Origin of the sequence: Rossellomorea arthrocnemi (assembly GCF_904424705.1) — a bacterium.
Taxonomy (GTDB): domain Bacteria; phylum Bacillota; class Bacilli; order Bacillales; family Bacillaceae_B; genus Rossellomorea; species Rossellomorea arthrocnemi.
Genome location: NZ_CAJGBF010000007.1, coordinates 108228 through 132636 on the forward strand (window position 1 = coordinate 108228; position 24409 = coordinate 132636).

Annotated in this window: 27 protein-coding genes and 1 pseudogene; 17 read left to right on the forward strand and 11 right to left on the reverse strand. The window is 44.2% G+C overall.

The features are described 5' to 3' along the window. Window positions 1-104: 104 nt before the first annotated feature. Window positions 105-1988, forward strand: coding sequence for a cation:proton antiporter (locus tag BAA9072_RS11725; protein ID WP_201714860.1), 1884 nt, complete (start codon window positions 105-107; stop codon window positions 1986-1988). A 14-nt stretch (window positions 1989-2002) separates the two neighbouring features. Here BAA9072_RS11725 and BAA9072_RS24500 read toward each other — a convergent pair whose 3' ends face one another. Together BAA9072_RS24500 and BAA9072_RS11730 are read right to left on the reverse strand one after the other, a co-directional pair. Further along, a complete protein-coding gene (locus BAA9072_RS24500; protein WP_269139949.1) occupies window positions 2003-2137 on the reverse strand; it encodes a hypothetical protein in 135 nt (44 codons plus the stop codon). 94 nt (window positions 2138-2231) lie between these two features. Next, the gene (locus BAA9072_RS11730; RefSeq protein WP_201714861.1) at window positions 2232-2951 is read right to left on the reverse strand and encodes a TspO/MBR family protein; all 720 of its coding nucleotides are present in this window, start codon (window positions 2949-2951) and stop codon (window positions 2232-2234) included. 200 nt (window positions 2952-3151) lie between these two features. Between BAA9072_RS11730 and BAA9072_RS11735 the strand changes: the two genes are divergently transcribed. The 11 genes from BAA9072_RS11735 (at window position 3152) to BAA9072_RS11785 (ending at window position 14085) form a co-directional block, all read left to right on the forward strand. Continuing rightward, window positions 3152-4939 carry a M3 family oligoendopeptidase gene (locus BAA9072_RS11735; RefSeq protein ID WP_201714862.1) on the forward strand — a complete coding sequence of 596 codons (1788 nt, stop codon included), beginning with the start codon at window positions 3152-3154 and terminating at the stop codon, window positions 4937-4939. A 288-nt stretch (window positions 4940-5227) separates the two neighbouring features. Next, on the forward strand, window positions 5228-5572 hold the full coding sequence (locus BAA9072_RS11740) for a lmo0954 family membrane protein (RefSeq protein ID WP_201714863.1): 345 nt from the start codon (window positions 5228-5230) through the stop codon (window positions 5570-5572). 17 nt (window positions 5573-5589) lie between these two features. Next, window positions 5590-6243, forward strand: coding sequence for a PspA/IM30 family protein (locus BAA9072_RS11745; RefSeq protein WP_201714864.1), 654 nt, complete (start codon window positions 5590-5592; stop codon window positions 6241-6243). A gap of 178 nt (window positions 6244-6421) precedes the next feature. Further along, window positions 6422-7153: a cell wall-active antibiotics response protein LiaF gene (liaF, locus tag BAA9072_RS11750; protein ID WP_201714865.1), complete on the forward strand. Its 732-nt coding sequence runs from the start codon at window positions 6422-6424 to the stop codon at window positions 7151-7153. Beyond that, entirely contained in the window at window positions 7150-8199 is a 1050-nt protein-coding gene (locus BAA9072_RS11755) for a sensor histidine kinase (RefSeq protein ID WP_201714866.1), read from the forward strand. Before liaF ends, BAA9072_RS11755 begins: the two co-directional genes overlap by 4 nt. Beyond that, window positions 8192-8824: a response regulator transcription factor gene (locus BAA9072_RS11760; protein WP_201714867.1), complete on the forward strand. Its 633-nt coding sequence runs from the start codon at window positions 8192-8194 to the stop codon at window positions 8822-8824. Before BAA9072_RS11755 ends, BAA9072_RS11760 begins: the two co-directional genes overlap by 8 nt. Before the next feature lie 239 nt (window positions 8825-9063). Then, a complete protein-coding gene (locus tag BAA9072_RS11765) occupies window positions 9064-9990 on the forward strand; it encodes a hypothetical protein (protein ID WP_201714868.1) in 927 nt (308 codons plus the stop codon). A 63-nt stretch (window positions 9991-10053) separates the two neighbouring features. Next, window positions 10054-10683, forward strand: coding sequence for a DUF4129 domain-containing protein (locus tag BAA9072_RS11770; protein WP_201714869.1), 630 nt, complete (start codon window positions 10054-10056; stop codon window positions 10681-10683). 36 nt (window positions 10684-10719) lie between these two features. Further along, the gene (locus BAA9072_RS11775) at window positions 10720-11850 is read left to right on the forward strand and encodes a DUF4350 domain-containing protein (RefSeq protein ID WP_201714870.1); all 1131 of its coding nucleotides are present in this window, start codon (window positions 10720-10722) and stop codon (window positions 11848-11850) included. Continuing rightward, window positions 11847-12776: an AAA family ATPase gene (locus tag BAA9072_RS11780; RefSeq protein WP_201714871.1), complete on the forward strand. Its 930-nt coding sequence runs from the start codon at window positions 11847-11849 to the stop codon at window positions 12774-12776. Before BAA9072_RS11775 ends, BAA9072_RS11780 begins: the two co-directional genes overlap by 4 nt. Continuing rightward, complete coding sequence (locus BAA9072_RS11785) at window positions 12727-14085, forward strand: DUF58 domain-containing protein (RefSeq protein ID WP_230980840.1); 1359 nt, start codon at window positions 12727-12729, stop codon at window positions 14083-14085. The genes BAA9072_RS11780 and BAA9072_RS11785 overlap by 50 nt, the downstream gene beginning before the upstream one ends. Here BAA9072_RS11785 and BAA9072_RS11790 read toward each other — a convergent pair. After that, window positions 14077-15039, reverse strand: a complete 963-nt coding sequence (locus tag BAA9072_RS11790; protein ID WP_201714872.1) for a stage II sporulation protein M — start codon at window positions 15037-15039, stop codon at window positions 14077-14079. The genes BAA9072_RS11785 and BAA9072_RS11790 overlap by 9 nt on opposite strands. A 104-nt stretch (window positions 15040-15143) precedes the next feature. On the opposite strand from BAA9072_RS11790, the gene BAA9072_RS11795 reads away from it, so the two are divergent. Continuing rightward, the gene (locus tag BAA9072_RS11795) at window positions 15144-15953 is read left to right on the forward strand and encodes an RDD family protein (RefSeq protein ID WP_201714873.1); all 810 of its coding nucleotides are present in this window, start codon (window positions 15144-15146) and stop codon (window positions 15951-15953) included. A gap of 131 nt (window positions 15954-16084) precedes the next feature. Here the strand turns inward: BAA9072_RS11795 and BAA9072_RS11800 are convergent, their stop codons facing one another. Further along, window positions 16085-16372 (reverse strand): hypothetical protein, encoded by a 288-nt coding sequence (locus tag BAA9072_RS11800; RefSeq protein ID WP_201714874.1) that lies wholly within the window; start codon window positions 16370-16372, stop codon window positions 16085-16087. Window positions 16373-16505: 133 nt separating this feature from the next. Further along, window positions 16506-17306: a VLRF1 family aeRF1-type release factor gene (locus BAA9072_RS11805; protein ID WP_201714875.1), complete on the reverse strand. Its 801-nt coding sequence runs from the start codon at window positions 17304-17306 to the stop codon at window positions 16506-16508. 133 nt (window positions 17307-17439) lie between these two features. Between BAA9072_RS11805 and BAA9072_RS11810 the strand changes: the two genes are divergently transcribed. After that, window positions 17440-17856 (forward strand): GNAT family N-acetyltransferase, encoded by a 417-nt coding sequence (locus BAA9072_RS11810; protein ID WP_201714876.1) that lies wholly within the window; start codon window positions 17440-17442, stop codon window positions 17854-17856. Window positions 17857-17878: 22 nt separating this feature from the next. On the opposite strand, the gene BAA9072_RS11815 is transcribed toward BAA9072_RS11810, so the two are convergent. After that, window positions 17879-18313 (reverse strand): RDD family protein, encoded by a 435-nt coding sequence (locus BAA9072_RS11815; RefSeq protein ID WP_201714877.1) that lies wholly within the window; start codon window positions 18311-18313, stop codon window positions 17879-17881. 160 nt (window positions 18314-18473) lie between these two features. On the opposite strand from BAA9072_RS11815, the gene BAA9072_RS11820 reads away from it, so the two are divergent. Further along, window positions 18474-18710 (forward strand): hypothetical protein, encoded by a 237-nt coding sequence (locus BAA9072_RS11820; RefSeq protein WP_201714878.1) that lies wholly within the window; start codon window positions 18474-18476, stop codon window positions 18708-18710. 497 nt (window positions 18711-19207) lie between these two features. Here BAA9072_RS11820 and aldA read toward each other — a convergent pair whose 3' ends face one another. After that, window positions 19208-20659, reverse strand: a complete 1452-nt coding sequence (aldA, locus tag BAA9072_RS11825; RefSeq protein WP_330999290.1) for an aldehyde dehydrogenase — start codon at window positions 20657-20659, stop codon at window positions 19208-19210. A gap of 170 nt (window positions 20660-20829) precedes the next feature. Beyond that, window positions 20830-21852, reverse strand: a complete 1023-nt coding sequence (locus tag BAA9072_RS11830; RefSeq protein WP_201714879.1) for an NADP-dependent oxidoreductase — start codon at window positions 21850-21852, stop codon at window positions 20830-20832. Between the two features lie 105 nt (window positions 21853-21957). Between BAA9072_RS11830 and BAA9072_RS11835 the strand changes: the two genes are divergently transcribed. Next, entirely contained in the window at window positions 21958-22869 is a 912-nt protein-coding gene (locus BAA9072_RS11835; protein WP_201714880.1) for a phosphotransferase, read from the forward strand. Window positions 22870-22907: 38 nt separating this feature from the next. Here BAA9072_RS11835 and BAA9072_RS11840 read toward each other — a convergent pair whose 3' ends face one another. Continuing rightward, window positions 22908-23411, reverse strand: coding sequence for a peroxiredoxin family protein (locus tag BAA9072_RS11840; RefSeq protein ID WP_201714881.1), 504 nt, complete (start codon window positions 23409-23411; stop codon window positions 22908-22910). Between the two features lie 169 nt (window positions 23412-23580). Here BAA9072_RS11840 and BAA9072_RS24590 point away from each other — a divergent pair. After that, window positions 23581-23673: pseudogene (locus BAA9072_RS24590) on the forward strand (phospholipase); the annotation flags it as partial. Here BAA9072_RS24590 and BAA9072_RS24595 read toward each other — a convergent pair. Both BAA9072_RS24595 and BAA9072_RS11850 read right to left on the reverse strand, forming a co-directional pair. After that, entirely contained in the window at window positions 23674-23880 is a 207-nt protein-coding gene (locus tag BAA9072_RS24595; protein WP_201714882.1) for a hypothetical protein, read from the reverse strand. 63 nt (window positions 23881-23943) lie between these two features. Further along, window positions 23944-24387 carry a GNAT family N-acetyltransferase gene (locus BAA9072_RS11850; protein ID WP_201714883.1) on the reverse strand — a complete coding sequence of 148 codons (444 nt, stop codon included), beginning with the start codon at window positions 24385-24387 and terminating at the stop codon, window positions 23944-23946. Between the last annotated feature and the right edge of the window lie 22 nt (window positions 24388-24409).

Genomic DNA, 24409 nt, shown 5'->3' on the forward strand with positions numbered 1-24409 from the left:
TACTTAAAGAGGGACGGACCTTTTAATCTTATTGTATTTCAGTGACACCTACATACTATTTGCTGTTATGATGGCTCATTTCATAACCTCCAAAGGAGAAAGCTATGATCGATTCTATTTTATTTAACATCATGTTAGTCGGAGTGCTGGGTATTGCGTCCCAGTGGGTTGCCTGGAGATTCAGGCTGCCAGCCATCGTCGTCATGTCCATCGTCGGGTTGCTTGTGGGTCCGATCTTCGGCCTCATCAATCCAAAGGCCGATTTCGGAGAAGTATTTAAGCCCATTATATCAATGGCTGTTGCCATCATCCTTTTTGAGGGAAGCTTAAATCTTGATTTTCGCGAAGTGAGGGGACTGGGGAAACCGGTTTTCAGGATTGTCACGATCGGAGCCCTTTTAGCCTGGATACTGGGTTCACTCGGGGCTCACTATATCGCCGGTTTATCCTGGGCGGTGGCCTTTGTGATCGGTGGATTATTCATCGTAACGGGTCCAACGGTTATCCTGCCGCTGCTCCGGCAGGCAAAGCTTAAACCGAGACCTGCAGCCATCTTGAAATGGGAAGGAATTGTCGTCGATCCATTTGGGGCATTAATTGCTGTATTTGCCTTTGAAATCATCAACTTTTTAATTAGTGATGATGTAACCGGACTTTCTTTATTACTTTTCTTTGCCGCTTCCCTGTTTGCTGTCGTCTTCGGATGGGCGCTGGGAAAATTCACCGGCTTTATCTTTGAAAATGGACATGTTCCGGAATTCCTAAAGTCACCCGTGGTGTTTGCATTGGTCCTTGCCTGTTTCGCCATTTCAGATCATATCACGCATGAAACCGGACTGCTTGCTGTAACCGCCATGGGGATGACGTTAGCGAATATGCATATTTCATCCATCGACGATATGCGTCACTTTAAAGAAAATATTTCGGTGCTGCTCATATCGACCATATTCGTAATGCTTACAGCATCCTTAACCGTCGATACCCTATTCAAAATCTTCAATTGGAACATCATAGCATTCGTCCTCCTCATGCTATTCATCGTAAGGCCAATTTCCATCTGGCTGTCTACGATAGGGACGGACCTCTCCGTCAAGGAAAAGATCCTTGTTGGGTGGATTGCACCGAGGGGTATTGTCGCCTTGACCGTTTCAAGTTATTTCGCATCTGTTTTATTAGAGAAGGGGTTTGAGGATGCAGCGATTTTGACATCCCTCACTTTTGCCCTTGTCTTCTCAACGGTATGTGCACACGGGTTTTCGATTAAATGGCTGGCCAAAAAGCTCGACCTGGCCATCAGTGACCAGCCTGGAGTAGTCATTGTAGGGGGAAGTAAGTTCAGTACTGAATTTGCGAAGACACTTCAAGATTTAAAGATTCCGGTTCTGATTACGGATTCATCCTGGCAGCGGTTATTTTCAGTCAGAAAAGCTGGGATTCCTTTTTACAGGGGAGAAATCTTGTCAGAGCAAACCGAGTATTATTTGGACATGACTCCTTATGAGTATATGATTGCAGCCACTGAACTCGATTCGTATAACGCCCTTGTTTGTACAACATTCGTTCCTGAGGTCGGAAGGAACAACCTGTTCCAGCTGAGCCTTAGAAGCAAGAATGATGATGACCTGGAGGATATGGTCCATACAATAGGTGGGCGCATTCTATTTCAAAATCACGTGACGTGGGAAGAACTGAATAAACGTGTCGAACGGGGAGATGTATTCAGAAAGACGAATATTACAGAGAAATACACCTTTGATGAGTATTTGCAGAAACGAGATGAAAATACTTTACTCTTGTTCACTCATAAACCGACGGGAAGAATTGAATTCTTCACGGAAGGTACTTCACCGAAGATCGAGCAGGGAGATGTGATTGTCAGTCTGACTCAGCCTTGTAAGGAGCTCAATAAGATTCAAGAGAAGCTCACCGTTCAGCGGGAAACAAAAGCAAAAGAAGACAAAGAAAAAGGCAAAGAAAGCGCCGACTGAGTCGGCGCTTCTCTTTACTTATTGCCGCTATATTGCTCCCCTAACAGTTGTTTCACTTGATTGTACGTGAGGCCGGAATGTGCGTTTTGACGTTTGACCTCATTAATATCCGTCCCTGCCTTTGATACGTTCCTTTTTTGCTGATTCATCCAAACACCCCCTATTACTAATGTAAGTCAAGGGGTGATATTCTATGCGTGACGGCAGGTCCGTCCCTCTAACTTGAGGGGAAGACCTGTCAATTTACTGGCGGGTCCGTTTGTATACAAGGTCAAAGACGAGGATGATGACAGCAAGTGCATAGACAGTATACGAATAGGTAGAATGCTCTTGCATATTCTTCACTCCGATCCCGATAAAGGCCCATACAAATACGAGTGGATAAAGGAGGTCATGCTGGGTGAGGCGGAACCAGAAAGTAAGTACAGTAGCGACAATCACTCCAAGGTATGCCCAAACAAGCCCGGAAATCCCAAACCCGTTCCAGCCGATCTCCGTAAGAAAATACGTGATATTTACAATTGTTGCAATCGAAATCCATCCTACATAAATGGAAAAGGGGGCAGCATCCAAGAGGGACGGACCTGTGCTTTTCATTCGCTTATATAGGCCGATCAGGGTTACTAAAAGTCCGAGCATAATAAAGACCGAAATCAGGAAATAGTTATAATGCCAAACCAGAATCCAAGCTGAGTTCAAAAGACAACTCAGGATGAATAAACGGCTTGTTTCCTGGTAAAGGGGAAGATCCCGCCTGGTTTTAGGAAATTGACGGATGATCCAGATGGCAAGTAGCAGGTAAATAAGACTCCATATGGAAAAGACGTATCCTGCAGGAGTAATCATGATATCCAGCCTGTTACTGATTTCTCCAGTGGATTGATTATTCAAAGGCAAGGTGACAGCCAGAGTGTTCATCACAATCAGCAAAGTGAAGGCTAAAAAATTCCATATTAATTTCATTGTGCATCCTCCTTTGAAAATAATCATTCGTGGGCAACACCTGTTGTGCTCTATATACTATTCCACTTTTATATGGTTAAAAAACAAGTGAAGAGAGTTTAGGTACAAGGAATTGTATAAAATCAGGAAGGAATTAGAGGATTTATCGAGAATTAGAAAAAGGATAGGGACAATTTACACAATTCATTTAGGGGGACAATATGGACCATACAACTCATACATATTCAAATGTTTGGAATTTAGATGTTTTTTTCAAAGGTGGAAGTGAATCACCGGAATTCAGGCAGCATCTGGATACTCTGGAAAAGAAGAAGAAGGATTTTGCAGAAAATGCTCTTGCATTCCATCCTCCTCAATCCGCTAATGATGCTGAGCTCGTATGGAAGCTGATTGAAGAAGCAAAGGAGGTAATGATGTACCTTCGACAGGCTGGTGCTTTCGTCAGCTGTCTTGAAGCTCAAAACATGCATGACCGGAAGGCCGACTCCCTTCGCGGTGAAGTTACAAGTTTGAGTGCCGACTTTTCTTCTACCTTTACAAAGTTTCAGCAGCAGCTTTCCGATTGCACAGAAGAAATATGGAAAGAACTATTGCAGCATGATCAATTGAAGGAGATCACGTTTGTTCTGAATGAGTGGAGACAAAAAGCCAAGGATAAGCTTTCAAGCAGTGAAGAATCTCTGATTCAAGCCCTGGCAGTCGACGGTTATCACGGCTGGGGGCAGATGTATGATACGATCGTCGGATCGATGGACATCACTCATGATGACAAGACCCTGTCAGTCGGTCAGGCAAATAACTTACTCTCTAGTCCGGACCCGAACACCCGTAAAGAAGTATTTGATGAATTGGAGAAAGCTTGGAAAGAGAATGAAGAGCTATTCTCCCGCACCCTCAATCATCTTGGCGGCTTCCGTCTGAATGTTTATAAAAAGCGGGGATGGGACGAATTAATGAAGGAGCCTTTGGAATACAACAGGATGAAGCAGGAAACCCTCGATGCCATGTGGGGGGCCATCTCCAAGAACAAAAAGCCGTTTGTTCAGTATCTGGATCGAAAAGCGAAATTAATCGGCAAAGACAAGTTGGACTGGTATGACCTGGACGCTCCAGTGGCAGAATCGACGAGTACCATGTCATACGATGAAGGGGCAAAATTCATTTTGAAGCAGTTCTCTCTCTTTGGAAGTGAGATGGCACAGTTTGCTGAGAAAGCATTTGAGGATGAATGGATCGAAGCGGAGGACCGTGCAGGGAAACGTCCTGGCGGCTTCTGTACTTCATTCCCGTTAAGCGACCAATCACGTATCTTCATGACCTACTCAGGCTCGATGTCGAATGTATCTACACTTGCCCACGAACTGGGACATGCGTTCCATTCCCATGCGTTAAAGCCGATGCATGCATTGAACCGTAATTATGCCATGAATGTCGCAGAAACGGCTTCTACTTTTGCCGAGATGATCGTAGCAGATGCTGCTGTGAAAGAAGCCAAAACGAAGGAAGAGAAGATTGCCCTCGTCGAAGATAAACTTCAGCGGAGCGTCGCCTTCTTCATGAATATCCATGCCCGCTTCTTATTCGAGACCCGTTTCTATGAAGCGCGTAAAAAAGGAATCGTTTCTGTCGATGCGTTGAATGACCTGATGGTGGAAGCTCAGAGGGAAGCCTTCGCCGATTCACTTGGCGAAGTACATCCGCGCTTTTGGGCATCGAAGCTCCATTTCTATATTACCGGGGTGCCGTTCTATAACTTCCCGTATACATTCGGTTACTTGTTCTCCCTGAGCATCTATGCCAAGGCACTTGAATCAGGCGAAAGCTATGAAGAGAAATATATGGCCTTACTCCGTGACACAGCCGTCATGAGCGTAGAAGACCTTGCCATGAAACATCTTGGTGAAGACATAACCAAAGAAGACTTCTGGGAAAAAGGAATCAACCTCTGCATTGCCGATGTGGATGAATTCCTCGAACTGACAAACTAAATAAGAAATCGATTGAGGTCCGTCCCTGTATTTGAGGGACGGACCTTTGTTTTGTCGATCTTTCTTTAGGTTTATCAACCCTATCTTCAATATATATGGACCATTCATATAAAAAGACAAAATTCCATTCCCATCATGCCACATCAGAAAAACAATTCCTCATTAAAAACGCAAAGTCCCATTACTTCTAAGCCTCAAGTCTGATACGAAAATAAAGCTCCGGCTCGTTATGGGAAATCCGGAAAATAGGTAGGATAGAGACATGAAGAAGAAAGGAGGCAATAACATATGAAGAAATTTGGATTGCTTTTAGCTGGAGGAATCGCGGCGATTGTACTGCTTGCCAATTTGGGGCCGATTGTGGGCCTTGCGATCTCTTTATTGATTATGTATTACAGCTTTAAAGGCTTCGTAAAAACGGATTCAACAGGAAAGAAGATCCTGTGGGCATTGATCGGTCTTGCAGCATTCAGTGCAACTGTATCGAACTTCCCGGCGATCATCGGTCTGGTTGCTCTGTATGTCCTGTATGTAATTTATAAGAACTGGAAGAAAGAAGAAATCGTCATGGAAGAAAAAACATCTGATCCATTCACCAACTTTGAAAGAGAATGGTCCCAATTAAAAAACTAAAGGAGAGAGATTATACTATGACAAACCTATTTCAACGTTTGAAAAATACAGTCATGTCCGACCTTCACGAAGCATTAGATAAAAAGGAAAAGAAAAATCCAATCGCGGTCCTGAACCATTACTTAAGACAATGCGAACAGGAAGTTGAAAAAGTTAGAAAGCTCGTCGAAAGACAGTACCTTTTAAAAGAAGAGTTTCAAAAAGAGTATCAGCAGGCTTCCGTTTTAGCTGATAAACGAAAGTATCAGGCAGAGGTAGCGTCCAAAGCGGGTGAAGAAGGCTTGTATGAATTTGCCCTGCAGGAACAAAAATACTATGAAGAACGTGCCTTGCGAATCCAGGAATCGAAGATGCAAGCGACAAAAGAGCTAGAAGAGCTTGAGCGGAAATACGAAGAGATGAAGCATAAGCTGAAGGATATGTATATCAAGCGCATGGAGCTGATGGGCAGAGAAAATATTGCCCGTGCCCATAACAAAATGAATTCTGTCATTGAATCATCTTCAGGTTATAACAACCAGGCATTTTCTAAGTTTGATGAAATTGAAACATACTTAGATCAACTGGAGCATGGAGTGAATTCCTCCTACTACCGAAACACAATCGATGCAAAAATCGCAAAACTTGAAAAAGACACGAAAAATGAGGAAACAGAAGCCATTCCATCCTAAAACATGGTATTCTAGGTTAAGAAAAACATCATAACGGTAAAAAAGGGGGAGCCCACTTATGGGTTCACCCCGTTTAATCATCAGATATGAGATTTATGAATCAACATCCCAAATGAATACTATTTCGTCGTAAAATCTTTATACCTCGCAAATACATAATCAGAAAGGAGGAACCCCCTTGTTCAATCGTTTACGGTCTGACGGAATCAGCTGGATCATTTTAATCGGGACACTTTTAATACTGCTGGAAGTCTCCTTTTATGATGGGGGGGTTCTGGTCTTTCTGTCGATTGCTGCCTTCTGTATTTATATAGGACGCAAAAAACTGCCGAGAACGTCGGGGAAGATTCTTCTGTGGTTCGGGATCATCAGTTTAGCCATCAATATCTTTAATACGGTCGCTTTTAAATTTTTGCTATTTGGCATTCTTCTTTTTATTATCGTCAGATTTGCCGATTCCAAGAAGCATCCTAAGTACATCTCTCCAACAATTAAGGAAACCTTCACTCAAACCCAAGAACCACTCATGATGAAAAAATCTGCTCTTCAGAATGAATGGTTCGGTCCAAAACGGACACCTGAAGATGTGTTTGAATGGAATGATATCAACATCCAGGGCGTCATCGGGGATTCGGTCATCGATATCGGCAATACGGTGCTCCCTAAAGGGACTTCAGTGGTGTCGATCCGGAATATACTGGGGAATATCGAGGTGTTGGTCCCGTATGACGTGGAAGTAAGTGTGCATCATTCTGTCCTGGCTGGATCCATTGAGATTTTTGATGAAGTGGAACCGAAAGCGATCAATCAGTCTCTCTATTATCAAACACCGGGGTATGATGAGGCCGTTCAGCGGGTGAAGATCATCACGTCCATGTGGATCGGGGATCTAGAGGTGAAGAGAATATGAGTACGGTCAGTAAGCAGGTCGTTGCAGGTATTCTCTTTTCTCTTGTGATGGTGTTGTTTTTATCTCTTTCCTTCTTTTATTTGTATCCGTTAAAGGATTGGTCCCTCTTGTGGGAAGTAGAGATCATGGATATACCGGGAGCGGGATTTATCCTGGTTGTCAGCATCATGATCGGGATTGTTTTTGGAATACGGACGGGTTTGAAGGATAAGCGTCAGCTGAGAGAAATGGAGGATGCCCTCCACCATGTGGAACAAGGACGCGGAATCACGATACCTGAAACAGCAACCTCTGAAGTACAGCAGGTCTGGAAAAAGGTAGATGCCTTAGGAAAGCATCTCACCGATCAAGCCCGCTACTCCCAGAAACTCGCTAATGAAAAAGCCGAGGAGCAGGAAAAAAGAATACAGGAGATTGTGTCACAAGAGAGGAACCGTTTGGCAAGGGAGTTGCATGATTCGGTCAGTCAGCAGTTATTCGCAGCATCGATGCTCATGTCAGCGATCACGGAAACCTCCTCCCCTCACCGAACCCCCCATGAAGAGAAACAGCTTAGTATGGTCGAACAAATGATTCATCAGTCTCAGCTTGAAATGAGGGCACTCCTTCTTCATCTTCGTCCTGTTGCGTTAAAAGGAAAGAATCTTCAAGAAGGAATGAAGGAGCTGTTGGTTGAATTAGCTCAGAAGGTGCCTCTTGATATTGAGTGGAAGATTGAAGACATGAGTCTGGATAAAGGGATTGAAGATCACCTGTTCCGTATTTTGCAGGAGTCCGTTTCGAACACTCTCCGCCATGCAAAGGCGACTTCATTGGATATCCGACTGATACAAAGGGAATCCATTATCATTTTAAGAGTGGTGGACGATGGCAGGGGCTTTGATGTGAATGAATCGAAGGTAACGAGTTCTTACGGGCTTCAGAATATGAGAGAACGGGCCATTGAAATCGGTGGAACGTTTAAAATTATCAGTGTGCCGAATAAGGGGACCCGCTTGGAAGTGAAAGTTCCCGTTGTAGAGAATGAAGGTGAAATTAATGATTAAAGTGGTATTTGTCGATGATCATGAAATGGTGAGGATCGGGGTGTCATCTTATCTGTCTGCCCAGGCGGATATAGATGTCGTCGGGGAAGCGTCTGACGGTAGAGAAGGCGTTCAGCTCGCCCTAGAAATGAGGCCGGATATCATTCTGATGGATCTGGTGATGAAAGAAATGGATGGCATCCAGGCGACGAAGGAAATCATACAAGAGTGGCCGGAGGCGAAGATTATCATCGTGACAAGCTTCCTGGATGATGATAAGGTGTATCCTGCCCTTGAAGCGGGGGCCGTCAGTTATATGCTGAAAACGTCCAAAGCGAGTGAAATCGCTGAAGCGGTCAGGAAGACCTATAACGGTCAATCCATCCTTGAGCCCGAAGTGACGGGGAAAATGATGACACGAATGAGACAGAAGACTGTTTCTCATCCCCATGAGGAACTAACGAACCGCGAACTTGAAATCCTCCTGCTCATGACCCAAGGTAAAACAAATCAGGAAATCGCCGATGAATTATTCATCGCCTTGAAGACAGTGAAAACCCATGTGAGCAACATCCTCTCAAAGCTCAACGTACAAGACCGAACGCAGGCTGTAATCTATGCCTTTAAACATGATTTGGCTAAATAAAAAAGAAAGTGACCCAAAATAAAACTTTTTGGGTCACTTTTTCGTATAGAAAGAAGAAAGTAAACAGATTTCGACTTGCATCAGAAACCAATTCAAAAATATACATTTAATAAGCCTGGATGCGGTTAGGAAACAAGTGTAGAAAAATGACAAATATTTCATCAACTGGAGGAGGAATAATGTTAAAATAAGCGATATATTGTCAAATTTTGAAAAATGACCAGTAGGGGGATCAGTACGTGAACGCACAATTCAGCAAACCAAAAAGATTCGGAGAAATTCTGGATCATACATTTCGATTAAGCAAGAACCGTTTTAAAGATTTTTTCCTTATATTCCTTATATTATTGGGACCAGTATATTTACTGCAGGCTCTCATTGAACTGGCGGCTGGTGTCAGTTTCTTTCGAACGGTCGGGGCAGGGGAAACCTGGTTCGATGGAATTTTAAACAGCTTTTCGGGAGAGTTTTCCGCTGAATCCGGGCAGAAAGTGAACTTGGCGGCGGAATTGGGAACGGGGCTCATAGGGTTTATCACGATGATCCTTACACCCATGGCTCAAGCCGCGATATTATTCAGCCTGAATCATATGAGAAAAAATGAAGAATACTCAGTAAAGCTTGTCCTCAAAGAGGCTTTCTCCCGATTTTGGCCAATCATCGGAAGCAGTATCCTATTCGGCCTGATCATTTTTGGCTTGGTATTCATTCCTCTTGTCACAGGGATTTTTGCCGGAGTATTTGGTACTGTCTTTCTTGACCCGGGTGTGGGAATAATCGTCACGTCCATCATCCTGTTTCTTGTCTTCGCTCTCGTCATTGCTTATTTATTGACACGCTGGAGCTTCTACTTGGGGGCTGCAGCCATCGAGAATGACGCACCTGGACTCGGCAGAAGCTGGAGATTGACAAAGAAGCGCGCTTTTACCATTATCGGATTATATATTGTGTTCGGATTGATCATCGGGATTATCAATACCGCATTCGAATTTACGTTTGGCCTCGTGTTGGGGAACAGTGTTCTGTACGGAATGATTATCAACGTTGTATCGTTATTTACGACGATGCTCGGTGCTGTCGTGTTCGGGGTCATCTTCTTTGACCTGAAAACAAGACATGACGCAGATGATTTAAATGAAATGATCGATGACTACAATTCGTTTTAACCAAGGAAGTATCCAGTCAGGCCCGGGTTCCCGGGCTTTTGATCTGAAAGCTAGGTGAAGAAAGTGTTGAATGAAACTAGAGCAAGGGATCAACTCGAGGACATCCTGGATGGAAAGGAATACAAAGCCTACCTTCAGGAGAATCAGGGATGGCTGTCCAGCTGGTGGGAAAGGGCAAAGGAATGGATCCAGGAAATGCTGGGGAAGATAAATCCTGCTTTTGAACCGACAAGCGGGGGTGCATCGGGTATCCTGATCGCGGTGATCGTGATTATCGTCGCAGTACTTCTCAGCTTCGCATTCATTGCCGTCCGCAACGGGGTAAGAAGGCGTAAGTTCCGTTCGCATAAACCCTTTCAATCTATGAACGAGATGGAATGGTCCTATTCCAGTCATCTGGAGGAAGCCCATAAGCAGGAGACTCTCGGAGATTATCCGAAAGCAACTCGTCATATGTTCCTGGCACTTCTGCTTTATTTCCATGAGAGGGAGTATCTGGAAGCACGGGTGTGGAAGACGAACTGGGAGTATTACGACGAACTGAGTAAAGTGAATCTAAAGTGGGCGGATCGATTTTACCGGCTTGCCCTCTTATTCGACGAGGTCGCATATGGTGAATATGAGGTAAGCGAAAACGAGTATCTTCACTATAAACAGGAAGCACTTGATTGGCTGGGGAATGAAGATTCATAGACGGGCAGTTTGAGAGAAAGGAGGGAGGAAAGAGCATTGAAGTCAACTATCAAAGCGTGGATTTGGCTACTGGGTCTTCTTGGGTTATTCATCGGGATCGGAGTCTTTCTTTCACCGGAGGAGCTGAAGGAGTATCCGGCCTATGTATCCGAATCCCCCTCTCCTACAGGGGTGAAAGCTCTTTACACCTATTTAGATAGTGAAGGGGAATCGGTTCGACGCTGGACTTTTTCACCAGACCGGCTGTCAAAAAAAGAATCAGGTCAGCTCTTGATTATGGCAGAGCCGTTTTCGATTCCGGAAGAAAAAGATATGGAGAAGTACGAGGATTTCATAAGACGGGGGAATACAATCCTCCTGTTTAAAGATAATCCAAAAGGGATGTTCCATACGAAGACGGAAGTCATAGGAAATGACTCAACGCCTATTCGTATCCGTGATAGAGAGGGTAATACATATAAAGCCGATATGTTATCAAACGTCAGGTTGAAAGAAGGAGATGGAGATACGATTCTATTGGATGATGAGGCGGGCACGATTGCCTACAAGTCTGAGATAGGGAAGGGTCAATTGATTGTCTCCACCACACCGGCGTGGATGATGAATGGGAACATCCTTGAAAAGGATCATCTTTCCATGATTCTCCTTCTGTTAAAAAACGGAGGAGCAGAAGAGGGACCGATTCTGATGGATGAATATCTCCACGGAGGAGAAAGTCAGGCATCCCTCTCGACTCTTTACCCTCAATGGTTATTGTTGATTCTCCTCCAATTAATCATCTTCACTCTTTTGGGACTTTGGATGAAGGGGAAGCGGTTCGGAGGCATTCTCGTCCCCCGGGAAGAGATGGTGCGGTTCAGTGATGAGCGTATCAAGGCTCTCTCAGCATGGTATTTGAAAGGAAAACAATACAAGGCCTCCCTGTTGATCCAATCTGATTATGTAAGACTTCTGTTTCAAGAACGGTGGGGGCTCCCGGTGAGTAAAGAGTGGGTGGACCTTAAGGAACCACTGGTACGGAGACTGCACACCGTATCGGAAAAGGAACTCGATTCCTTTTTAACGGAAATGAAAAGTATGTTAAGGAAAGAACGAATCAGCAAGCAGGAATATGTGTTGTGGTCGAAAAGGTTTGAATTATTCAGGAAAGAGGTGGAGGATCGTTGAAACCAGAAATCACATCCTTAATGGAGAAATTTGAAGAGCGTATCGTAGGGCAGGGAACGAATCTTAAACTCTTGTTGTCTTCCATTCTGGCAGGAGGACATGTGTTGATTGAAGGGGTACCCGGCACTGGAAAGACTCAGATGGTGAAGACTCTGTCACGTTTGCTTGGGGGAAGCTTTAACCGCATTCAATTCACCCCGGACCTGTTGCCGAGTGATATAACAGGAAGTACGATTTACAACATGAAGGACAGCAGCTTCCAAACGATCAAAGGGCCGATCTTTACCAATGTTCTTCTGGCGGATGAAATCAATCGGACTCCGGCGAAGACCCAGGCCGCCTTACTTGAAGCCATGGAGGAGAAGCAGGTCACGATCCAAGGGTCGACGTATCCCCTTGAAGAGGTATTCTTTGTGGTGGCAACACAAAATCCGATTGAATTCGAAGGAACCTATCCCCTTCCTGAAGCACAGCAGGATCGATTCCTGTTCAAGCTTGATATTGACTTTCCTTCATTTGAGGAAGAGAAATCAGTCTTAAAACAGGTGATCGAGAATCATGTTGACCGGAGTGAGGTGGGGGCGGTCCTCGACATTGAAACCTTCCTAATGATCAGGAGGGAAATCGGGGAAGTAACGCTGAGCGACGCTGTATTAGATTACATCATGCAAATTGTAAGGAAGACCCGGGAAACCGAGTCGATTCGATTCGGTGCGAGTACAAGGGCAGCCATCTCGATCGGGAAAGCGGGAAGGGCGTGGGCCTATCTGTCAGGACGGGAATATGTCACCCCGGACGATATCAAGATGGTGGCAAGGCCGGCGCTTAGGCATCGCGTACAGTTATCCCCGCACGTAGAATTGGAGGGACTGACCATTGACCAAGTCATCCAGGAGCTTATTGGGTCGATTACTGTTCCAAGATAAGGGTATTTTACCGACATCCCGGTTATTGATCGTTTATGTGTGCTTTTCAGGCCTCCTTTTAACGGGGGCGTTGATTGGGTTGTCATGGATGTGGATTTTTAGCTTAAATGCTTTCTTTCTCGGGTTGAGTCTCATTGATTTAATGTTCTCCCCTGCTAATAAGAGTGTGGAGGTAAAGCGGAGCATTCCAGATCAAATGGAAAGAGGGCTTGATTACACGGTTGAGTTGAAGATAAATAACACATCTCAACGGGATCTATCGTACCGTCTCTTAGACGGGACACCCCAAAGTTTTCAAACAACTTTCCCACTCGGAGGGAATGTTGCAGGTCTATCAACAGGGAGTCACTCCTATCATGTGGTGACACCTGTACGAGGGGACTATCAGTTAACCAGGCTCTATTTCCGCTACTGGAGCTCACTGGGGTTATGGGAAAAGCAAAAAACAGTGGAAACAATGGATAAGGTGAAAGTCATCCCCGATCTCACGGAAACGAGAAAGGTTTTGGAAGATGCCCAGCGGTTTTTACTGTATGAAGGGGTGAAAATCCGAAAGCAGCAGAGTGGAGCAGGGGAGTTTTCGAAAATCAGGAATTACGTGGTCGGGGACGATCCGCGAAAGATCAATTGGCGTCAAACGGCAAAGCTCAGGGAAGTGATGACGAATGAATACGAACCTGAGCATGGAAAGTATATTACGATCCTGATTGATTGCGGAAGAATGATGGGGGCCGAACTGAAAAAGGGAAACCGTCTGGAAAAATCCCTTGAAGCTGCTCTGACCGTTACGGCGGCAGCCCTACAGAACGGGGACTATGTGTCGGTCATCGCTTTCAGTAAGAAAGTGAAGGTCTATATTCCCCCAGCGAAAGGGATGGCCCATCTGCAGACCATTCTTCACCGCATTTATAATCTTGAAGTAGACGCGGCGGAATCCAATTACGCAGCGGTCCTTCACTATGTCCAGACGATGCAGAAGAAACGGAGTCTGCTGCTGTTATTCAGTGACATCCATACATTCCTCCATGAGGATAATGCGCTTTATTATCTTCAGCGTTTAAGAAGACAGCATCTCTTTTTAATGATAGGAATAGAAGATGATAGGTTGGTGAAACAAATCAAAGTGGAGCCAGTCGATGAAGTACGGGCGATGATGAAGAGTATGGCTCAGAAACAGATGCTCGTCAAAAAGAGGGAGAAAGCCAAGTGGGAAAAACAGGGCCTCCTGATGGTGGAGGCACGTGAAGAGAAACTGGCAACGACGGCCGTTTCGTATTATATCGATATGATGAACCGGGGTTTAGTGTAGAATCATTCTGTTTAGGCGAAGCTTTCCGATGATCATATAGAGAATCAGGCCAAAGACCGTCAACAATGCGACCATATACTTTGCAGGAAGTGGAATTGCAGCCGGTGTAATGAAGCCTTCGATGATCCCGGCGATGACAAATAAAGGTATCGTTCCAAGGAGAAGCTGGACAGAACGTTTTGCCTGTTCCTTCAATTGATACCCCCTTGTGAAGCGTCCAGGGACAAATAGCTTATAGCCCATCAGCAAGCCTGCACCACCGGCAATAAATATCGCCGTAAGTTCAATCATTCCGTGGGGCACTATATATGCCCAGAATTCGTAGCTCATACCCTGATGCCAGAAGACGGCTGCAAGGGCGCCGACAATGATCCCGTTATATACCAGCATATATACCGTTACTAAACCAAATGTGACACCGCCTGCAAATGCGAGAAAGGCCACTTTGATATTATTGGTCATGATGCCTGCTGACATGATGGAAGAATCCACCTGCCCATCACTTTTTCCCAGGTTCCCCGGATCCACTCCCTGGGACATTTCTGGTGGTAGAATGGAATAAAGGTGCAGGGGATCATTCACAACGGAAAGAAAGGCGCCAAGTGCTCCGATTGTAAATAATAGCATTGCCAGGAGAACGAATGTCCACTGCTCGAGAAGCAGACCGATAAATGTGGTGGAGAAAAAATGCCTGACCTGTTTTCCGCTGGAGATTTGATCTTTGTATAAGAGATTATGAGATTTCGACACGAGGCCGTTTAAATAATCTGTCACCTCTTCATCGGGAAAATAGGTCTGGCTGTACGATAAATTCTGGGATGCCTTTTGATAGTGGCGATTGAACTGGTCAATGGACGTTCCCGTCATATTCTTCCTTTTACGAAGGGTTCCGAGGAGGTCCTCAAGCGCCTTCCAATCGTCCCGGTGCTGTTTGACAAATTGCTTCACATTCATTGTGACACCTACTTGTTCTTTTGATTTCTTACCTCTTATTATAGTAAGTTTAGAAAAAAATAGAAACCATTAAAGGTAAATTCATCCAAAAGGAGGGAATAGACATGCAAGAAGGACAAGTCGATATCAGGACCCCCGAATATGTTTCCCTGCAATTTCAACCGGCAGGTTTAGGGAGCCGTGCCGCAGCCCTCTTGATCGATCAAATCATCCTGGGTATCATGAACATGTTGATTGTGGTGATCCTGGTTTTCGCTACCACTGGTGACAACAGCCTATTTGCGTGGTATAGGTTTGAAATTAATTCAACCCTTTGGGGAATCGCCATCATCGCCCTTTTTGTATTGAACTGGGGATATTTCTTTGCCCTTGAATACTTCTGGGGTGGGAAAACGGTAGGTAAACGCTTATTGGGCATCCGTGTGATGCAGGAGAACGGTCACAGTATAACACTTTTATCCTGTTTCATCCGGAATCTATTAAGAATCATCGATATGTTGCCCGTTTCCTATTTTCTCGGAATGATCATGATCTTCCTTCATTCCAAGCATAAAAGGCTGGGGGACATCGTGGCAGGAACCATCGTCGTGCATGAACGTCGGGTCAAAGGAAAGAAGAAAGAGAAAGCCATCGAAAAAGAAATTCGCCAGAGGGGTCTGCGAAAAGAAGACCTGTCAGTTGAAGATTGGACTTTGAAGCAAATCGGTGCAAAGGAATGGAACCTGGTGAAAACATACGCGAATCGATTCTCTCAGCTTCCCCTTACAGAACGTAATCAACTGAGTAAAAAGTTGGCCGATATTCTGTTTCCGAAACTGGGAATCGATATGGAAGGCATGACGTATAAAGAACTTGAAGATACACTTCTTCTCTTGTACTTGATGTTGGTGGAAGAATGGGAAATCGAATTGTAAACGGCAGAGTCTGGAGAAGACTTTGCTTTTTTTTTGTGAATAAAATCCATTTCTTTTCACTAAAGGTTTCTTTCGAAAGAGAACAATAAAAAAGGATGATCTTCATTATGAGGATCATCCTTTTCCCTGAATCATTCCATTCCGGGAGCCTTCTGAATTTCAAAGATAAGTACAATTGCAGTGATCGCATGGGCAATCAACCGGATAATCGGGAAGAAGTTCAGGAAGGAAGCAAGGATACCAAGGATGCTTCCGAGGATCGGCTGATCTTCCGACTTGGAAATATACAATACGCTTGCATGCCACAGAGCTATTAAACAGAGGAGAAAAGGAATTGATTCTCCGGCAATATTACCAAAGATAGGAACTGCCAAAAATAATTCAATTGAAAAGGACAACCATTTTATACGTGAAAGCACGGACACACACCTCCTTCTTTTAGTGTATGAAGGATGGTGTAGTGTGTGCCTGTTTTGAGGGATGATGAGTTCCATTTTTCAACCAGAAAGAGCCCCCGTCTTTTGGAAGACGGGGGCTGGCTAATAAGATTATTTATGCAAGCAATTTCTCCACCACTTTATGCTCATTCTCATTCAACAGGTTTTTCCCGATCGTTTCATGAACTTCTTTATTCATGCTGGCTTCCAAAACTGCTGCTTCTTCCTTGTCGCCAACGAGGACGATCCGTTCCCATTTTTCATCGGCTGCTTTTTTGTCAAGGATGCTGCCGAGACTTTTCCACCAGCGCTGTTGATTCGCTTTCAATCGATTTTCGAATTCTTCCTGCTGATTGGCTTTTCCACCGCCGCTTCCCATGCTGACATCTGCATGATGCGGACCTTCGTACTTACGCCAGTCATCGGTCTCTAAATCGAACTCCATGAATTCACTGGACTGAATTTCCCCGAATACAGAAGTGAGGATTTTGATTTGATTTTGCTGAAGAAGCACGAGACCTGTATAAGGATATTCGTTATGGAGAGCTTTCAGTTGACCGAGATGAGGGTTCTCCTCCCAATAGAAATTCGTGTCAACCGGCACCTGAAGTTCGAACGTTTCCCATATACCACTGTCGGCTGAAGCGAAGATGATGAAGCTCCTGGGCAGCTCACGTTCCAGGCTGTGAACGTAGTTTTCCACTTTTAGGCGGATGGTTTGGAGTCTTTCTTTTTCCTCCGGTGCGCTTTCAAGGTATTCTTCAAGGCGGTTGAACCCGTTCTTGAGGGCGATCTTCCATTCTCCACCCTGCTGATCCGGGTCGCTGCGGTCGGTATTTAAGTAGATCGTTAATAATTTATCCGGCTTCTGTAAGTATAAATTTTCCAGAACACTCATTGTTTTATTTAAAGACATGGAACTCCTCCTTATAGAATGCTTACTTTTCATATAAACGGTTGAGCCCCTGTTTAAACATCTTTTTGCAAATAAAGGGAATTGACTGGGAATCTATGTTAAGGAAGAATAGAGTGATAGAGGAGTGATAAAGATGGAAATCAAGAAACAATGGATTCAGGAAGATAGTGATTACATACGCAAAAAGGTAATCGAGTACAATATGTCCCAGATTGATGACGAAACGAAGACACCACTTGAAAAGGTCAGTTTTGTCATGAGGAATGAGAAAGGTGAAGTCGTTGGGGGAGTAACTGGGGAAATGTTCTGGCATCATCTTCACGTTGATTTTCTTTGGGTGTCAGAGGAGTATCGGCAAGGAGGCTATGGTGCGAAATTAATTCAACAAGTAGAGGAGTATGCAAGAGAAAAGGGGTGTCACCTCGTTAAGCTGGATACGTTCAGCTTTCAGGCGCCTCATTTTTATAAAAAGCTGGGGTATAAAGAGTTTGGGGTGCTGAAGGATTTTCCGAAGGGACAGAGTCAGCATTTTATGGAGAAACGATTGTAAAAAACCAGCCTCGGCTGGTTTTTTACATTTCTAAATAGCCCGCCATTTCCTCCGGCGTCATTTTAGTCACATAGGTGCCGGCCATGAAGTCGTGGATGGAACGTTTATCCTCGCGAAAGATCACGAAAAGAGCGCTGACAAGCACACCTATTCCAAATGTTATCATATAAAAAATTCCTGCTGCCACATTGCGCATTAACATATTTCCGATATGTACGTTGCTTCCATCTTTTTTTACAATCCGAATGCCCATGGTCTTTTTTCCTACGTCGTACCCTTTCCAGAAGACGGGTGTTAATAAGAAGTAGAGAAACATGATAAACGAAACGATGGGATCGTCCGCGTTAAATTCATCCGTCACAATAGCGAATATCACAAGGAGAGGGAGATTGATGAAGAATCCATTGGCAATTCCGGCTCCGAGTCGTATCCAAAAGCCGGCAGGTTGATTGAACATAGCACTGCCTCCTTTCAGTAAGGTTATATATGAATTGTAGCATAGTGCGAATTGGTCAATGTGCCGCGATACCATATTTCTGTAAGAAATCAGATAAATCGGGTTTTATGTTCTTTACATCGGGTAAATATGTATTAAATAACATTCGACGGGAGAGAAAATGATGAGCTATATTAACCAGGGTAGAGAGCGCATTCAATTTGATCGTAAAGGTAAAACGAAGGATTTACATATACTGGAGTGTACTCGTTGTGCGAATGAGTTCCGTTCGACGATAAATGTAAGTCAGATAGAGTGTTCGAATTGCTCTTCATCGACCGATCCTAAAATGGATCTATCCCTATTTAAAGTCATCGGTTTTATTGAAAATCTTAAAGGAAGTGAAGTCCGTTGCTAAATAAAGATAAACTCGTTGATATGAAGATGGATTTTAACGATATTCTTTGGATGAGTTCAGGTGTTGCTATTATTCTATTATTAATTGCTTTAGCAAATTTCTTTATTATCTCATAATGAATGTAATTGATTTGAAAAGTCCTAATGTCTGAGTAGGGCTTTTTTTTGTTGGAGTAAATACATAAAGAAACGAGGGTGGGATATAACTAAATCTATACATTCTAAAGACGAACAATAAAATTACGTGTTACACCGCTTTTGATTTCCGTGCAAGACTTCGCTTTCCTCGTGTGACGTTCCTGTGTGGTCTCACCTATTCTGCTTTTCCCGCAGGGGTCTTCGTCTTGCACTTCCAATCAATAGCTAGAACGTGCTTAATACATGGATTAAGCTTTGCACCAAAAATATAAAATCCGAACGAGTTAGATTTTTATTAAATCACTCGTTCGGATTTTTCTTTATCTGAAACCCTTTTGTCCCAGCCTCGTTTCCGTTTTGTTAACTCTTGTAGTTTTCATCGTATTCCAGATAAACAACATGTGTTTCAAGGTACTCGTTCAGTCCGTGTTTCCCGTCTGCACCACCGATTCCTGATTGGCCCCGGCCGGCATGGAACCCATTGATGGCTTCGAAATTTTCGCGATTGACGAAGGTTTCCCCGTATTGAAGCTCGTTTGCGGCTCTCATAATTTCATGAAGGTTCTCACTGAAGATCGAAGAGGAAAGACCATATTCTGTATCATTTGCAAGCTCGATCACTTCGTCGAAATCCTTGTACGTCATGATCGGCAGGACCGGACCGAATATTTCTTCCTGGATAATGTCCATATTCTGCTTCACATCGACAAGAATAGTAGGCTCATAATAGTAGCCTTTCTCTACGTTAACCGGTTTCCCGCCTGTAAGGACTTTTGCTCCGTTTTTGACAGCGGTGTTGACCATTTCTGTCACGGTCTCCAGTCGGTCTTTATTCACAAGGGGTCCTATTTCGTTATCACGATTTGTTGGATCTCCGACAGTTGTATTTTTCATTACATCCGTCATTTTACTGATGAATTCTTCTGCCACATCCTCATGTACATATACCCGTTCGGCATTGGTGCATGCCTGACCGGAGTTTGTGATTCTGGATGTCTTGATTTTTTCGACGGCGAGATCAATGTTTGCATGCTTCGTAACGATGGCCGGAGCTTTTCCGCCAAGTTCCAGGTTAACTTTCGTGATGGATTTTGATGCTGCTTCCATCACTTTTGAACCTGCTGGATAACTTCCCGTCATGGACACCATTCGTACTTTAGGATGGCTGGACATCGGACTCCCGATATCAGATCCTTTCCCTGTAACTAGGTTGAAGATCCCCTTAGGCAGACCTACTTCATCTATGATTTTAGCAAACTCACATGCGGTATTCGGTGTATGTTGACTTGGTTTCAGAACAACGGTACAACCTGTTACGATCGCCGGGGCCACTTTTCTGGCAAGGATGAACATAGGGAAGTTCCAGGGCACAATTCCTGCGACGACCCCGATGGGTTTTTTATAAACAAGGATGTTCTCGTTTGACCGTTCACTCTCCAGGATTTCGCCTTCGTAACGGAGCGCCCATCCTGCCATGTAGCGGAAATACTCGATGGCAAAGTCAAGCTCTCCCTCAGAGGCATCCAATGTCTTCCCGTTTTCTTCCGTCAGCAACTGAACAAACTTTTCTTTTTGCTCTTCCAATTTGTCGGCAATTTTATATAAATAAGAAGCACGTTCCTTCGACGGAACCTTATTCCATGAAAGGAAAGCCGTATGTGCTGATTCGATTGCTTGGTTGACATCCTCTTCCGTCCCTAATTGTATGGAAGAAATCGCCTCCTCATTCGCAGGATTAATGACATCCATCGTCTCATTTGAAGTACTGTCAACAAACTCTCCATTGATATATAACTGATACCTATTCACCATTACTCCTCCTCTTAAACTGTTTCATCACGTATCTTCCTCTTTTCCCGTTCAAAGGGGAGGAGTAAACATCATAGTGTGCAAAGGAAAGAGGGACGGACCTCCCTCACACATACCTGAACATTGATATATCAGGGTTTTGGGTGTGGAAATGGAGGTCCGTCCCTCGTCTGTTATTTGCTTGGGTCGGCGATTTTGACGAGTTGTTTGCCGATGTTTTTGCCTTGGAAGAGTCCGAGGAAGGCGTCGGTTACGTTGTCGAGGCCTTCTGTGATGGTTTCTTCGTATTGAAGTTTTCCTTGGGACAGCCACTGGCCAAGCTCGGTTGCCCCTTCTTTGAAGCGTTCACTGTAGTCGTTGACGACAAAGCCTTTCATGAGCGCGCTCGATTTAATCAGTTTCGTTTGAACGCGGGGGCCAAGGTCGCGATCTGTTTTGTTATAGGAAGAAATCGCCCCGCACACTGGTACACGGGCATGTTTATTTAGTAAACTGAAGGCAGCGTCACCAATTTCACCACCTACATTTTCAAAGTATACGTCGATGCCGTCCGGGCATGCTTCTTTTAACGCTTTATAGATATTGTCCGTTGTTTTGTAATTGATTCCTGCATCGAATCCGAGTGTGTCGGTCAGATAGCTGACTTTTTCATCAGAGCCTGCAATCCCGATAACCCGGGCTCCTTGAATCTTGGCGATTTGACCGACCACGGAGCCAACTGCACCTGCAGCGCCGGAAACAACCACGGTTTCGCCTTCTTTCGGCTGCCCGATGTCCATTAATCCGAAATATGCAGTCAGTCCCGTCATTCCAAGTATGCTTAAGTGTGTGGAGATGGGGGCCACATTCGGATCGATTGAACGGACCTCTTTCTCATTTGCAAGGGAATACTCCTGCCATGGGAGCATACCTACTACGAACTCCCCTTTTTGGAAGTGTTCAGATTCTGATTCCACGATTTCTCCAACTGCTCCTCCAGCCAACGCTTCATTTAATTGAAACGGAGCTACATACGACTTTGCATCCGACATTCGTCCTCGCATGTAAGGGTCCACGGAAAGGTAAAGAGTCTTTACCAATACTTCTCCTTTAGAGGGTTTTGGCACTTCTATTTCCTTGTACAGGAAGTCCTCCTTTACAGGCATTCCTTCAGGGCGGGAAACTAATTGAATCTGCTGCTGTGTTTCAGGTAACATAAACATTCCTCCTTGAATTTCGGTTGGATTTTTTCGATTACTTGAAACTTATCACATAAAGTTTAGGTTCTACAAAAGATAACACTTGAGAAAGGTGTGGTAAATATGGCACATCTATGGGATGCAGAGGTAGCTGTCACCACCTGTATGGCTAAAAAATTAATTGAGTCTCAGTTTCCAGAATTAATCCCTGCTGACATCGAAATCATTGATTATGGTTTTGACAATACGGTAATGAAAGTAAATAACGATTGGATTTTTCGGTTTCCAAGGCGGGAGATCGCTGTAAGACTATTAGAAACAGAAGGGAAGCTCCTGCCACTCCTTGAAGGGTGCGGTCCGTATCTTCAGATTCCGGTTCCGGCCTATTTCGGAAATCCATCTCATCAATATAAATGGCCCTTTCTCGGATATCGTTTTGTGAAGGGAAGGATTCCACCCGAGGCGGACTCTGTAGTAAGAGATGGGGAGTCTGCCATCAAAATGGCCCGGTTTCTTAAAAATCTTCATGGAGTGAATGTGATAGAAGCAAAAAAACAAGAAGTACCTTACGATGAGCTGGCTCGCTTGGATGTTGGGAAGCGCCAGGTGATCCTGAAGAAAAATACGGATGAAATCAAGGAGTTCGACCTGTTTGAACAGGTGGGAGAATTGGAGAGATATCTTCAGCACTTACCCCAAAAGTCCTTGCCCCATGAAACCACTTTAGTACATGGCGATCTTCACTGTAAAAATATCGTGGTGAACAAAGATGGCGTCTTATCAGGGATTCTCGATTGGGGGGATGTACACCTTGGTCATCGAGCCATCGATTTAAATCTTATATACAGTTTTCTCACTCCAAGAGGAAGGGAACAATTTTTAAATGAATATGGACAGGTAGAAGAGATCGAATTGGAATACGCACGATTTAAAGCCGTTTATACAAACGTGATTTTACTTCTTTATGGCTACCATGAAAAGCAGGTTCAAACAGTGATGGAAGCTCAGAACAGTTTGAAGCTTGCATTAACATGAAAAAGCCGGGTTGACTATTCGTCAACCCGGCTTTTTTCTTACTTCACGTTTTTTTGAATATACTTCACAATTTTACGGAGTTCATTAGCATGAGGACGTCCAAATGGACTGGTTTGTCTTTGCTGATACATGGCTTGTCCTTTTTCATTAACAAGGAAGTATGCAGGTTCACCATGCTGTCCGTGATCTTCATATGGCGCATCTTCGCCATGATAGAAAACGTCATAAGCTTTAATCGCTTCTAATTTTTCATCCGCTAAGACCGGGAATGTAAGGTCTTCTTTGTTGGCAAACTCTTGTAAATCTGCCATTTTGTCACTTGAGATTGTCAGTAAATGAACGTTCTGTTTTTCAAAGTATTCTTTGTTTGCTTGAAGTTCCCTTAATTCTTCCTGACATACGGGGCACCATGATCCTCTGAAGAAGACGATGAGATGCCAGCTTTGATGTTCTTTCTGATGATCTTCAAACGAGAATGTTTCACCTGAAACTGCTGGGAGCGTGAAATTTGGTACCGTATCTTTTAATTGAAAAGTTGCCATTATTCATTCCTCCTATTGTTTTTCTTTCCAGTCAAATAGGCGTTAGGACAAACCCGACCAGATCGATTTACATACAGTATAGTACTTGTACTTACTTACATAGAGTGTAATTCCCTTTATGTGAGAATTAAAACGTAGCTATGCCGAAAAGCCGGAAAGGAAGAAATCAATGAGAAGAAACACTGAAAGCGCAAAATTATGTATTTTCCCTGAATACAAGTGGTGCGGGCCGGGATGCAGTGGGCCCGGTGTACCGGTCAATTCAGTGGATGCCGCCTGCAGAGCACATGACCTTTGCTATGACCGGTACGGCCCCACCTGTGAGTGTGATCGAATGTTCATAAAGAAATTGAAGACTGAAATCAATCCTCATACCCGGAAGGGACGTCACGCTTTTCTGTTCTATCAATACATGCAGCTGCAGACGAGGGTAAAGTGCAAAGCAAATCGATGCGAAAGGTGCAGCCACAGCCGCTCTTGGATATAAAAATCAAAGAAGGTCCGTTTGAGGGACGGACCTTCTTTATCCACTCTATCTAAAGTGCAGGGTGTAATGAAACACCGATTCTTCTTTTCGATATCCGTTCCTTTCATACAATGATTGTGCTTGAATATTGTCCCGGTCCGTTTCTAAAATGAGGAATTTTGCATTGGTTTGTTCAGCATGTGCCTTGGCAGCATCCAACAACATCTGGCCAGTCCCCCGGTTCCGTGCATGAGAGGATACATATAAGTCATTCAGTTTCCAGATCCGTTCCATGTAAACGGAGGAGAAAGAAGGATACATCTGGGTGAAGCCTGCATATACATCATCCTGAATGGCGACAAAGATGACGGATTCATCATGTGACAGCCGGTCTTCAAGATACTGTCTGGCCCCAACTTTATCCGACATCTGATGATAAAACATACGATAACTATTAAACAGTTCCACAAGTCCTTCCAAGTCTGAAAGGCGAGCACGAGATACCTTCATCAAATCACTCCTTACACTTACT